Raw genomic sequence first — 12,090 nt, 5'->3', positions numbered from 1 at the left:
CGGGTTTCGATCTCGCGACGATGTGCGACATCCGGATTGCGGATGATAACGCCGTCTTCGGCTCGACGTTCATCAATCTCGGGATCGTTCCGGGAGACGGCGGCGCTTGGTTCCTGCAGGACCTGCTCGGCCCGCAAAGGGCGGCAGAGCTGATGTACACCGGGCGTCTGGTGCGCGCCGAGGAGGCTCTACGGTTGGGAATCGTGCTCNAGATCGCGGCGGGTTCCGAATTGCGGGCGCAAGCGCTGCAGCTTGCCGGAAGCATTGCTGGAAAACCCCCGCAGGCACTTCGGCTCGCAAAACGATTACTGAAGGCGGCGCAGCGATGGACCTGCCTGACTACCTTGACCTCTAGCGGCCGTAGATTGGGGATCGGGCTCTCCCTCCTAGCTGCGCGTCGCGATTCGCTTTCGGTTCTGTGCGTCGCTTCTCGCACGGCGGCGTAGTAGTTGGAGGGATCACAATGTGAACTGCAAATTGATCTCTGCCGTCACGGGGTTCTGAAGTAGGACGTATCTAGCGCCGGGCTGCGGAACCTTTGTTCACCGCCTCCGGCGCGAGTGCGGGCTCGGGCCACGCAGGATGCGACCGGGCTCGCGCAACTGGTAAACAGACGCGAGATCAGCGTCATCGAACTAGTTACGTTGGCGCGTGAGGCTCATGACCGTATCAACCCCGCCATCAACGCGGTGGTAGAGTTCTATGAAGACGCTGAGTCTGTGCTTGGTTCAGACATAGGGCCATTTGCCGGTGTGCCCTTCCTGCGCAAGGACATGGGGACCTACCGAGGCTGGCTGGTTTCAGGAGTTCGGAAGTCGGCTCTTCAAAGGTAATCGGCCGAAAGTGGACAGCTATTTTGTACAGCGCGCGCGGCAGAGCTGCGTGTCTTGGGTCGCACCACCACGCCCGAACGAGGGATCGGAAGTAGCGAGTCTGTGTTGTGCGGCATCACCCGCAACCCGTGGAATCTTGACCGAACGACTGGGGGCTCGACGGCGGCTCCACGGCGGTTGTCGCTGCAGGGATCGTCCCGATCGCCAGCGGCGGCGACGGCTCGATTCGTATGCCCGCATCGTTTTGCGGCCTCGTGGGTCTGAACCCCTCACGCGGCCGCATCTCCGGCGGCCCAGACCAGCAGGACAGAAGCCTTGGTCTGAGCCGCACCTTCGTTATTGCGCACCATGCGCGACATGGCGGCGGCTCTGGATGTTTTTTCCGGCCCGCATCCTGGCGATCCGTTTGTCGTCGTCCAGCCTGATGGCCCGTATGTCAGTGATTATCCCAGCCGACCGGCGTTTTGCGGATCGGTGTTACAAGCACGCGGTGGGGTGCGGTTGATATCGAGCCGGACGTCATTCATGCAGTCACTCTACGGCCCGGCTTTTAGAGGAAATGGGACATAGCGTAATTGAAATCAGTGCACCTTATGAGGTCGAGGAGGCAGAGGATTTCAACAAAGCGAATGCTGCCCTCTATTCACAGGTAAGTATATTTAATATTACAGGTCAGCCATACGCCATCAAGAGCCCGCGCCACACTCGGTACGGGGTATGGGTTTGCCTTGGGCGATAAGTCGACATTATGCGAGCCCCGCACGGCCGGTCCATAGGGAAGGGGAGGGACCAAACGCACGCCTCGCGCCTAGCAGGCTGTTGAAAAAGGCGCTCGCCATCGGACCGCAGCGGTGATTCATTGCTTCCGAAGGGATTCGGAGGTGACGAGTGCGCGGCGGCGACGATCGAACTGGCGAACTGTTCAGCTATGTTGACCTTGAGGCACGGGTGCGGCGCAATCATCCGTTGCGGGCGATCCGGTTGATCGTGAGCGAGGCGCTGTCGGCGCTGGAGCGTGAGTTCGCGGCGCTGTACTCGCCGATCGGCCGGCCGTCGATCCCGCCGGAGAAGCTGCTGCGGGCGATGCTGCTGCAGGCGTTCTATTCAATCCGCTCAGAGCGGCTGTTGATGGAACGGCTGGAATACGACCTTCTGTTCCGCTGGTTCGTCGGCATCGGTGTCGACGAGGCGGCGTGGAACCATTCGGTGTTCTCCAAGAACCGCGACCGCAGCCCAAGGTCAAGAGGCTTCTGTCGACGGATCACTTCTCGGTCGACGGCACGCTGATCGAGGCCTGGGCGTCGATGAAGAGCGTCAAGCCGAAAGACGGCTCGGGCGAACCGCCGGCAGGCGGCGGCGGGCGCAACGCCGAAGCGGATTTCCATGGCCAGAGGCGATCGAACGATACCCATGCCTCGACCACCGATCCTGACGCCAGGCTCTACCGCAAGGGCAAAGGCAAGGAGACGAAGTTCTGCTTCATCGGGCATGGACTGATGGAGAACCGCCATGGCCTTCTGGTCGACGCCTGCCTGACGTTTGCCGACGGGCATGCCGAGCGGGTGGCGGCACTCCCTATGATCGAACCTCGTGCGGATCGGTCGGCTGCGATCACGCTTGGCGCCGACAAGGCCTATGACGCGGAGGACTTCATCAACGAGTTGCGTTCGATGAGGGTGACGCCGCATGTAGCGCAGAACACGAACGGGCGAAGTTCGGCGATTGATGGGCGCACGACCCGGCACGGCGGCTATGCCGTCAGCCAGCGTATCCGCAAGCGGATTGAGGAGGCGTTCGGCTGGATCAAGACGATCGCCGGGCAGGAGAAAACCAAGTTGCGCGGCCGCGACCGCGTCGGATGGGCCTTCACCTTCGCGGCCGCCGCCTACAATCTGGTGCGGCTGCCGAAGCTCATCGCTGGGACCAACTGACATGGCCAAGGTTCCACCCATCGCCAAGGCCTTTGCCGGTCGCTGGCGTATCATCGAAATGGATGTCTGGGACAACGACTTCCTAGATCTCGTCGAAGAGGCGCATCTGACGTTCAAAGGCGCTGCGGACGGCGAGATCGGCTTCGGTGCCCTCAAGGGCTTCCTTGATGTCCGCTACGGCGCGCGAGACGGCTCGGCCTGCGCGGAATTCTCGTGGGAGGGTTACGACGAAAGCGATCCCGCTTGCGGTCGCGGATGGGCGATGATCGGCACTGCGGGTCGCCTCGTCGGCCACTTCTACATCCACAATGCCGACGATTCAGGCTTCGTCTGCGAGCGCGCCTGACTTCTTCAACAGCCTGCTAGGTCACGGCCGGCCGGTGCTGGCGGGGACTACTTCGACTCCGGCAATGACTTCTCGGCCGTGGTCTCGCTCAAGGATGGCTCTGACATAGCTGGCCTTGCTTTGCGTGCCTTGCCACCTGTTTTCTTTGCCGCTTTCTTTGTCTTAGAAGTGGCCGACGGAGACGAGCGGACTTTTTTAGTCCAGGTTCTCGATCTCAAGTGTGTGCTGAAATCCGCAAGGTGAGCATCGAACCGAAGCAGAGACTCACGCGCGGCCTCCGCACCCCGTCCGGCGATCAACGCGCCCAGCACCTCAGCGGCGGCGAACGCCGGCGTCATCGTGTGGAAAAACGAGGGACTCTTAGTCTGGACAAGAACGACATCGTCGGCCACTCGGGCCAGCGGGGCAACTTCGCTGTCGGTGATGGCGACGATCGGGATGCCATGCTGACGCGCGTATTCGGCGATCTCAACCGTCACGCGCGTGTAGGGGAAAACACTTGTTGCGAAGAGCACGTCGTTTCGTGTGGCACGGGCCAGTGCGTCCGAACCGGTGCCGCCAACCGCATCGAGCATGACCGATTTTTCTCTAATCATCGAAAGAATATAATGCAGATGCCAAGCAGTTGCGTGGCTTGATCTTAATCCCACACAAAACACGCACTTGGCGGATGCAAGGCGTCTTGCGGTTGATACGATTGCATCAAGTTGAGACTCGGCCAGATGGATAATCTCGGCCGCTTGCGCCCGGAGAATTTCGCGCGCAAGGCCATGTTCGCCTTTGCGCCTTTGAGCGATCGCTTGCACATCGGCTTTCCCGGCGAATCCGACGTCGCCGCTGCGAACGGCCTCAGCATACATTTCGCGAAGCTCGTCGTAGCCCGTGAGCCCAAGGTGCTTGGCCAGACGCGTCATAGTAGCCGGCTGAACCCCGGCCGCACGCGCCTGGTCTCGCATTGACAACAGCGCCACGTCATGTGGCTGGCCGATAATGTAGCGCGCAGCCAATTGAAACTGCTCCGGCATTGTGTCGAAGCTGGCCATTAACCGTTCCGAAAGGGGTCCGACAGTCATGCCCCCATCTACCCCAGAGGTCTGTGGTGCGCAATATGTCACATCTCTGGACATGCTGCTCTCTCACGGCATGGAGCGCCAGTGCTTCTTCTCCAAGTCGAAATCGGCGATTCGCTCGCGGCTAGGGATGGCGCATGAAAAGCAATCATCCGGATTTGGCAGGAGCTCCTCCCCGTGGCGCGCAACTCACCGCCAGCGTTTTAACCCAATATGATTCATGCAGCTCACTCGTGCCAATTTGTGAAACATATGTTGCAAATCAAATGAAAATAGCCATCGCGGGATTTATCCTTGAATCGGTCAGTTTCCTGCTTTCAAGCGCAACGAATCGCGAGGAAGAAATGGTAGCTCGTCACCGCGGAACGGAAACCGTCCTCGGCGGCTTCATCGACATCTACCGCGAAGGCACCGAGATGGTGCCGATCGTCTGGACGTCAGGCGACGCGACCGCCCCCGCCGCAGATGACGCGTTCGACGAGCATGTCGGCCGGATGAATGATTCCACTCACGTGACGCGAGAGTTAATCCGCAAGGGAGCGAGCAACGCCGCTGTGCCCTTCCTCTGGGACTCCAAAGTGCAGCCGCTGCACGCGAGGCCGGCGTCGCAAAAACCATTCACCTGAAGTCTCGGTTGCCTCCTCGTCGCCAAGGTCGGGAGGGCCGATCCCCGTTGTGGCGAGAATTCTGCAAGTGGGCGAAAAGCGATATTCAGTGACCGGTCCGACGGGTCGCGGCGCCAAAGTCGACGGCGCGGCTGTCCTCGATTGCCAGTGCATGACGCAAACCGGTTTCAGAGGGGCTGCTTTTGGAATTCGGCGGCGACAGCGGGGTCGATAGGTGTGTCGCAAGTCCTCAAGATCACTTAATCCTCAAGATGAACCTAATATTTAGTAGAATTCGACTGTCAATATCAGATCGAACATAGCCTGTTGACCTACCGCTTCGGCAACGGCACCTTGTATCTCCGGAGGCAGATATCCCGTCCACAACATTCGTTACACTCGAGCCCACTATCGTAGGCGACCTTCATCACGATATCCACGTCTTCTTCGAACCGGATTTCGTTGATGCCTTCTTTCTATGCAGAAACTAGATTCAAGTTTGACCGGTCGATCGTTGATCACTGCTCAGCTACCACACATTGGCTTGTGGGAAAGTGCCGTCGTGGGTTGAGCTTGCTCCTCTGCGGAGGGCGCCCGCACATGACAGGCCACGACGCGCCCGTCGGGCATGGGCACCAAAGGCGGTAGCTCTTTGCGGCAGCGATTGACCGCGAGCGGGCAGCGCGGGTGGAACGCGCACCCGCTTGGCGGATTGATGGGGCTCGGCACCTCGCCCTCTACGGGCGCTTCCAGCCGAACCCGTGTGGGATCGGGCACCGGAGCTGCGGCGATCAGCACCTCGGTGTAGGGATGGACTGGGTTCGCGAAGAGCGCCTCGCAAGGCGCGAGCTCGACGATCCGCCCCAAATACATGACGGCAACGCGATGCGCGATATGCTCAACGACGCCAAGGTCATGTGAGATGAAGACGAAGGCGATGCCCATCTGCTGCTGGAGATCCAGAAGCAGATTCAGGATCTGAGCCTGCACGGAGACATCAAGGGCTGACACCGCCTCGTCGGCGATGATGAGAGTGGGGTTGAGCGACAGGGCGCGTGCAATGCCGAGCCGCTGGCGCTGACCGCCCGACAATTCGGACGGGAGCCTGTGCATCATCTCAGGCGACATTCCAACTTTTCGGAGAAGGTCTGCAGCGAGTGCCTGGCGCTGCTTCCGGCTGAGGCGCTCAAAATTCTCGACCGGTTCGATGATGATCTGTCCGGCAGTAAGGCGCGGGTTCAGCGACGAGTAAGGATCCTGAAAGATCATCTGCATGTGACGGCGCCAGGCGCGAAGCGCGTCCTTCTTGAGGCCGGCAATGTCGGTTCCCTCGATCAGTACGCGCCCGGCGGTCGGCTCCACGAGTCGCATCAGGAGCCGCGCGACGGTAGACTTGCCACAGCCGGATTCGCCGACGATGCAGAGCGTCTCGCCGACCTCGACGGTGAAGGATACATCCTGCACCGCCCGGATCACCGGGATGGGCTTCTTCAGGAATCCCGCACCGAGCGGATAATGCTTGGTTAGATACTCGACTTTCAGCAGAGGACCGTTCATGCGCCCATCACCTCTTCGGCGCGCCAGCAGGCCGCGGCGTGGCTCGACCCGACATCACGCAGGATGGGTGTGTTCTCGCGGCAAATGTCGATCGCGAATGGGCAGCGCGGCGCAAAGCTGCAGCCGACGATGGGCTCGCGCAGGCTTGGCACCATGCCAGGAATTTCCGGTAGGCGGCGCTGGCGGCCGCGCCGCCGGTCGGGCACCGATCGCATAAGCCCCTGGGTGTAGGGATGCGCCGGACGCGCAAACAGATCGATGACGTTGGCCTGTTCCACGATCCAACCGGCATACATCACGATCACTCGCTGGCATGTCTCGGCGACGACCCCCAGGTCATGCGTGATGAACATCACGGCCGTTCCCGTGCGCTCTTTCAGATCGACGATGAGCCGCAGGATCTGCGCCTGGATGGTGACGTCGAGCGCAGTGGTGGGCTCGTCAGCGATCAACAGTTGCGGTGAGCAGGCAAGAGCCATGGCGATCATGGCGCGCTGGCGCATGCCGCCCGACATTTCATGGGGGTAGTCGTTGACGCGACGCTCGTGGTCCGCGATGCGGACGAGACGGAGCATCTCTTCGGCTTTCTTCATGGCCGCCGGGCGGGAAGCCTTGGTGTGGATCTGCACCGCCTCGGCGATCTGGTGGCCGACCGTATAGACCGGATTGAGACTCGTCATCGGTTCCTGGAAGATCATGGCGATCTGATCGCCGCGAATCTTTCGCATCTCGCGATCGGACAGCTCAAGCAGGTCGCGACCCTGGAAGCGGACCTCGCCGCCGACGGTCCTGGCGCTCACCTTTGGCAGCAGGCGAAGGATCGACAGGGCAGTGACGCTCTTGCCGCACCCCGATTCGCCAACAATGCCGAGCGTCTCGCCTTTCTTGACCTGAAAGCTGATGCCGCTGAGCGCGCGGGTGACGCTCTCTTCGCCGTAAAAGTGTGTCTCAAGCTCTCGAACATCGAGAAGCACATCGTTACCTGCTCTTTGATGTATCTGCATCTAGCGCCTCCGTTTTGCGCGGGGATCGAACAGGTCGCGCAGGCCGTCCCCGAGCAGGTTTACGGCAAGAACGGTGACGGCAAGGCAGACACCGGGGGCAAAGATCGTCAACGGCGCGATGGAAAGATAGAGCCGCGAACTGGCAATCATGTTGCCCCAGCTTGGAATCTCGGGCGGCACGCCCACGCCGAGGAAGCTCAGCCCCGCCTCAGTCAGGATCGCGCTGGCGCACACGGTAGCGCTCTGGACCATCAGCGCAGGAATGGTGCTCGGCAGGATATGCCGCCACAGTACTTTCGGCAGGCGCGCCCCGCCGCAGAGCGCGGCCTCGACATATGGACGGTCGCGAACACCCAGAACCACCGAACGAACCAGCCGCGCGACGGCGGGCGTCTCGGGGATCGCGATGGCGACGATGAGGATGCCGATCCCCGGTCCTGTCAGAGAAATGAGGGCAATCGCCAGCAGAATCGTCGGGATTGACATCAGGCCATCCATGACCCGCATGACGATATTGTCGAAGCTGCGGCTGTAGCCGGCGATGACACCGATCAGGAGCCCGACCATGGCCGCAGTGGCTGCCGCCAGCAGGCCGACCAGAAGCGAGATGCGGGCACCGAAAATTGTTCGCGCAAACACGTCCCGGCCCAGATTGTCGCTTCCGAACCACATCTCGGCGGAAGGCTGCTGGAGGCGGTTGAATGGATCCATGTTCACTGGATCGCCAGCGTAAAGCGGTGCAGCGAGCGCCAGGATTATGAGAAGCGCCAAGATGGCACCACCTGCAATGACTGGCGGGTGCCGTCTTGCGAGACGGGGAAAGTCAGATAGTCGCAACCGACCAATCGGCGCGGCTTCAACTGGGGCAGAAAAGATGGACATATCAGTACCGGATCCGGGGATCGATCAGCGTATAGGCCAGATCGACCGCAAGATTGATAAGGACGTACAGACCCGAAGTCAGGATGAGCACGCTCTGGATGATGGGATAGTCGCGGTTGTTGATCGCATCCACGACCAGGCGACCGATACCGGGTATGTTGAACACCGTTTCCGTGAGCACGACCCCGCCGATCAGATAGGCGAAGCTTATGCCGATGACGGTCAGGATCGGCACGCCCGCATTCTTCAAGGCATGGTGAAAGAGCATGGCATAGGACGAGGCGCCCTTGGCAGCGGCCGTTCGCATATAATCTTCCGACAGCACCTCCAGCATGCTTGCACGTGTGACGCGGGCGATGAATGCAATGTAACCAAGACTAAGAGCCACCGTGGGAAGGATCAGGTGCACAAACCAACGCCAGAGGCCACCAGCTATTGGCACGTATCCCTGAACCGGAAGCCAATGCGTCTTGATCGCGAAGAAGTATACGAGGAAATAGCCAATAACGAAGACCGGGACCGAATAGCCAAATGCCGAAAAAGCCGCAAGGAGGCGGTCGACGAGCCCGCCAGTTCGCCACGCTGCAAGGATGCCGAAAGAGACGCCAACCGTCACCGAAAGCATCATTGTCAGGATCGACAAGGAAAGGGTCGGTTCAAGCCGCTGCGAGATCAGCTCGAGAACCGGCCGCCCAGAAAAAATTGAGATCCCGAAATCACCTCCGAGCATGTCGCGCACCCAACGTATGAACTGAATCGGCATCGGGTCGTTCAGCCCCAGTTGCTCGCGGATACCGGCGATCATCTCCGCCGTCGCCGACCTGCCGGCGATCATGGCCGCCGGGTCGCCGGGCGCCAGCCTCAGCAGCAGGAAGACAAAGATCCCGACCATCGCCATGACAGCGATGGTCGAAACCAATCTACGAAGAAAGTAGGCCGCCATTAAGAGGCCTTCGCCATGTTCCACATCGGCAGGTAGCCACCAGGCGTATCAAGGAGCCCAGTGAGCGTCTTACGATGCGCGATTGGTCGGACGCTTTGCCCTAAAAGAACGAAGCCTGTGAAGTCCCACCAACTCCGTTGCATCTCACGGGCCAAGGCCTTTCGTTCATCAAGCGTTGCGACATCCGCCCATCTGGCTCGCAGTGCTTCGTATTCATCGTTCTTCGGCCAGCCGTACCAGGCCTTGTCTCCATTCGCACTTAGCAGAACATTGCTGATCGGGTCTCCCATCGCGAATTCGGGCCAGTCCGAGATTAATATGCTCCAGCCGCCACTCTCAACAGGACCCTTGTTTGACCGACGCGTCACGAGCCCGCCCCAGTCGCTCGGGGCTAGCTCAGCATTGACCCCAATATTCCGCAACGTGGCCAGCAGCAGTTGACAGGCATTGCTTACCTCCCGCCAGTCCGTGGGCTGCAGAATAACGACCTTCTCGCCTGCATATCCGCCCTCCTTCAACAGTTGTTTGGCCTTTTCCGGATTGCCGCCCTCTCTGAACCAGTCCGTATTTTCCTTGTTGGAAACCGGCGTTTCGTTCCCGAACATCGAAGTGACAGAGCGGAAGTATTTTGGATCTCCATACATGGCGCGTAACATAGCTTCTTGGTCGATCAGGTGAAGCATCGCTTGCCGAGCCTTGACGTTGTCGAACGGCTTCTGCAGACAGTTCATCCGAAGAAAAGCAACATTGCCTGATTCATTAAGAACTTGGAGATCAAGGGTGGGATCACTTTCGACAATAGGAAAAAGATCCGGCGGTGGTCCGAAAAAATCGACCTCTCCAGCTTGCAAGGCTGCTAAAGCAGTCTGCTGATCGGCGATATTGTTCCAGATCACACGGTCTACCTTGACTGTCTTTCCGCCGGCGTATGCTCCCGGAGCTTCTTTGCGTGGCACATATTTTTCATTGCGGTCGTAAGTGACGCTACTGCCTGGTCTTGCAAGAGCCTCATTGAACTTGAACGGCCCCGACCCGATATTCGCGGTAACCTGCTCGGTTGCGGGACGATTTGCGTCCTGCTCGCGCATAATGAACAAGAACTGCCCCGATGCTGACGCTAGGATGTCAAGCAGAAGTCCTAGCGGCTCCTTAAGAGCGATGGTGAAGGTCCTGTCGTCCTTCTTTGAAATGTCCTTGGCCCGCCCCAGGATCAGTTGTCCGCCCGCATCCACTTGGCCCCAGCGACGGATCGAAGCCACACAATCCGCCGCAGTGACGGGGTTCCCGTCGTGCCAGCCTAAGCCGTCCCGGAGCTCGAACGTATATGTCTTCTTGTCGTCGGAGACCCCCCACTTCCCTACCATTTGTGACTGCGGTATCAGGTTCGAGTCTAAAGCAAAGAGCGTGTCGTAAATCGCTAAACCATGCTCTTGGGTGATGTTAGCCGTCGAAACGACCGGATCGAAGATGCGGAGGTCCTCCTTCACCATGCGCACCGTCCGTGCGTCAGCGGACGAGGTCTGCGCCCGAAGGATTGATGGGAACGACAAAGTCGTTCCAGCCGCCATACCTGCCTTGATTACGTCGCGTCGAGATATTGTCATTGTTCCATTCCTCTCATTTGTCTCATTTTCGAGAACGCTCAGGCGACGCCCGCTGTAGCGGTTCGGGCCCAAGGCAAGGTCTCTCCTTTGAGGAGACCTACTTGGGTCGACTAACCCGAGCCCAGCGAGGACCGGCGAACTCACCTTCAACCAGTCATCGCACCACAGGCGTAGGCAACCCCACCGTCCCAATACGTATCCGCACTCCCTGAAAGCCGACCAATCCGGTCGCGGGCAACATGCCTTCGCAGTTCTCTCCCGTATGCCGCGAAATGGAGCGGAGAGCGGACCGATCGCGGCCAGTCTCACCGATGGCGGTGTCGAGTTCAGTGCTGATCTGCACGACGCGGCCAGTAATCAACACGGTCGCTAGATCAACTACTGCAGCGCCGGCCGACATGTTTTGGTTGACGAGATTTATGATGGCACGCAGCACCGCGCCCACAATCTTTTCGGACCCGGTGGCGTCCGACGCCACACAGCCGCCCCGAGGTAATTCCAAAATAGAAGGCGTTTGATAAGTTACATGGCGATCCGTAAGATGGCGGCCATCAGCCAACTGATAGCTGTGCGCCATAAGATAGCCCCCTAGAGCGGCCACGAGGGAGCCGCACCATTCTCGATCGAAGTCGTATTGGAGGCCACCCTGCTGTCAACTGCCGAAATGTCACTGCTGTCGCCTTTGACAGCCCGTACCATCAGAGTGCGGACGGTACCGGCCTGAGCGAGTTGCCCGTTTTGGGGCATGGTACATCCCTCCATTTTCTCGTTGAAACAAACGTTGCACATCTTCAGTTATGAGTCAAACGTATTCGCGCGGCAACGAACATGGGCCAGTGATCCGGTCGGAAAACTTTTTGCAATCAGTGCCCTTGGAACCTGGCCGGGCGCTTAGCTAGGAAGGCTTCGACCGCCTCGAGGTGATCCAGCGTATTATGGCACATGCCTTGAAATGCCGCGCAGAGGTCAAGGTAGTCAGGCAGGTCCAATCGCTGCGCCGCGTTCAGTAATCGTTTTGCGAGCCGAAGTGCCTGCGGGGGTTTTCCAGCAATGCTTCCGGCAAGCTGCAGCGCTTGCGCCCGCAATTCGGAACCCGCCGCGATCTNGAGCACGATTCCCAACCGTAGAGCCTCCTCGGCGCGCACCAGACGCCCGGTGTACATCAGCTCTGCCGCCCTTTGCGGGCCGAGCAGGTCCTGCAGGAACCAAGCGCCGCCGTCTCCCGGAACGATCCCGAGATTGATGAACGTCGAGCCGAAGACGGCGTTATCATCCGCAATCCGGATGTCGCACATCGTCGCGAGATCGAAACCCG

General features: G+C 59.7%; 12 protein-coding genes and 2 pseudogenes. 6 read left to right on the top strand and 8 right to left on the bottom strand.

Translation table 11 applies throughout. The features are described 5' to 3' along the window. From M729_RS01000000136255 to M729_RS0130200, 5 genes and pseudogenes are all read left to right on the top strand, one after another. A partial coding sequence (locus M729_RS01000000136255; protein WP_245267668.1) for an enoyl-CoA hydratase-related protein occupies window positions 1–446 on the top strand: 446 nt, incomplete at its 5' end. Between the two features lie 441 nt (window positions 447–887). Next, complete coding sequence (locus M729_RS1000000139560) at window positions 888–1,097, top strand: amidase family protein (RefSeq protein WP_280940204.1); 210 nt, start codon at window positions 888–890, stop codon at window positions 1,095–1,097. After that, on the top strand, window positions 1,025–1,258 hold the full coding sequence (locus tag M729_RS1000000139790; protein ID WP_348626687.1) for an amidase family protein: 234 nt from the start codon (window positions 1,025–1,027) through the stop codon (window positions 1,256–1,258). Before M729_RS1000000139560 ends, M729_RS1000000139790 begins: the two co-directional genes overlap by 73 nt. Window positions 1,259–1,721: 463 nt before the next feature. Continuing rightward, window positions 1,722–2,764 (top strand): annotated as a pseudogene (locus M729_RS01000000136245) (IS5 family transposase). A gap of 1 nt (window position 2,765) precedes the next feature. Further along, window positions 2,766–3,110, top strand: a complete 345-nt coding sequence (locus tag M729_RS0130200) for a hypothetical protein (RefSeq protein WP_027163770.1) — start codon at window positions 2,766–2,768, stop codon at window positions 3,108–3,110. A gap of 206 nt (window positions 3,111–3,316) precedes the next feature. Here M729_RS0130200 and M729_RS01000000136240 read toward each other — a convergent pair. Further along, a pseudogene (locus M729_RS01000000136240) lies at window positions 3,317–4,183 on the bottom strand (MurR/RpiR family transcriptional regulator); the annotation flags it as partial. 134 nt (window positions 4,184–4,317) lie between these two features. Between M729_RS01000000136240 and M729_RS0130190 the strand changes: the two are divergent. Next, the gene (locus tag M729_RS0130190; protein WP_156949358.1) at window positions 4,318–4,806 is read left to right on the top strand and encodes a M81 family metallopeptidase; all 489 of its coding nucleotides are present in this window, start codon (window positions 4,318–4,320) and stop codon (window positions 4,804–4,806) included. 504 nt (window positions 4,807–5,310) lie between these two features. Here the strand turns inward: M729_RS0130190 and M729_RS01000000136235 are convergent. The 7 genes from M729_RS01000000136235 to M729_RS0130155 form a co-directional block, all read right to left on the bottom strand. Beyond that, a complete protein-coding gene (locus M729_RS01000000136235) occupies window positions 5,311–6,342 on the bottom strand; it encodes an oligopeptide/dipeptide ABC transporter ATP-binding protein (protein WP_032809637.1) in 1,032 nt (343 codons plus the stop codon). Further along, the gene (locus M729_RS0130180; RefSeq protein WP_027163768.1) at window positions 6,339–7,346 is read right to left on the bottom strand and encodes an ABC transporter ATP-binding protein; all 1,008 of its coding nucleotides are present in this window, start codon (window positions 7,344–7,346) and stop codon (window positions 6,339–6,341) included. Before M729_RS0130180 ends, M729_RS01000000136235 begins: the two co-directional genes overlap by 4 nt. Beyond that, window positions 7,347–8,228: an ABC transporter permease gene (locus M729_RS0130175; RefSeq protein WP_027163767.1), complete on the bottom strand. Its 882-nt coding sequence runs from the start codon at window positions 8,226–8,228 to the stop codon at window positions 7,347–7,349. A 1-nt stretch (window position 8,229) separates the two neighbouring features. After that, window positions 8,230–9,171: an ABC transporter permease gene (locus tag M729_RS0130170; protein ID WP_027163766.1), complete on the bottom strand. Its 942-nt coding sequence runs from the start codon at window positions 9,169–9,171 to the stop codon at window positions 8,230–8,232. Continuing rightward, complete coding sequence (locus M729_RS0130165) at window positions 9,171–10,775, bottom strand: ABC transporter substrate-binding protein (protein ID WP_027163765.1); 1,605 nt, start codon at window positions 10,773–10,775, stop codon at window positions 9,171–9,173. The genes M729_RS0130170 and M729_RS0130165 overlap by 1 nt, the downstream gene beginning before the upstream one ends. Window positions 10,776–10,929: 154 nt before the next feature. Then, entirely contained in the window at window positions 10,930–11,352 is a 423-nt protein-coding gene (locus M729_RS01000000136230; protein WP_156949357.1) for a hypothetical protein, read from the bottom strand. Window positions 11,353–11,638: 286 nt separating this feature from the next. Further along, window positions 11,639–12,090, bottom strand: a 452-nt coding sequence (locus M729_RS0130155; RefSeq protein ID WP_027163763.1) for an enoyl-CoA hydratase-related protein, incomplete at its 5' end; no start/stop codon positions are given.

The organism is Mesorhizobium sp. WSM1293 (genome assembly GCF_000513875.1).
GTDB classification, from domain to species: Bacteria; Pseudomonadota; Alphaproteobacteria; order Rhizobiales; family Rhizobiaceae; genus Mesorhizobium; species Mesorhizobium ciceri.
Note: the sequence above shows the minus strand (reverse complement) of the source record. Positions and strands in the feature narration are given on the sequence as shown.

What these genes read in the sequence shown, in the direction of transcription:
- M729_RS0130180 (WP_027163768.1), bottom strand. Translation starts at nt 7,346, where the DNA reads ATGCAGATACATCAAAGAGCAGGTAACGATGTGCTTCTCGATGTTCGA.
- M729_RS0130200 (WP_027163770.1), top strand. Translation starts at nt 2,766, where the DNA reads ATGGCCAAGGTTCCACCCATCGCCAAGGCCTTTGCCGGTCGCTGGCGT.
- M729_RS01000000136230 (WP_156949357.1), bottom strand. Translation starts at nt 11,352, where the DNA reads ATGGCGCACAGCTATCAGTTGGCTGATGGCCGCCATCTTACGGATCGC.
- M729_RS0130190 (WP_156949358.1), top strand. Translation starts at nt 4,318, where the DNA reads ATGAAAAGCAATCATCCGGATTTGGCAGGAGCTCCTCCCCGTGGCGCG.
- M729_RS0130170 (WP_027163766.1), bottom strand. Translation starts at nt 9,171, where the DNA reads ATGGCGGCCTACTTTCTTCGTAGATTGGTTTCGACCATCGCTGTCATG.
- M729_RS01000000136235 (WP_032809637.1), bottom strand. Translation starts at nt 6,342, where the DNA reads ATGAACGGTCCTCTGCTGAAAGTCGAGTATCTAACCAAGCATTATCCG.
- M729_RS0130165 (WP_027163765.1), bottom strand. Translation starts at nt 10,775, where the DNA reads ATGACAATATCTCGACGCGACGTAATCAAGGCAGGTATGGCGGCTGGA.
- M729_RS0130175 (WP_027163767.1), bottom strand. Translation starts at nt 8,228, where the DNA reads ATGTCCATCTTTTCTGCCCCAGTTGAAGCCGCGCCGATTGGTCGGTTG.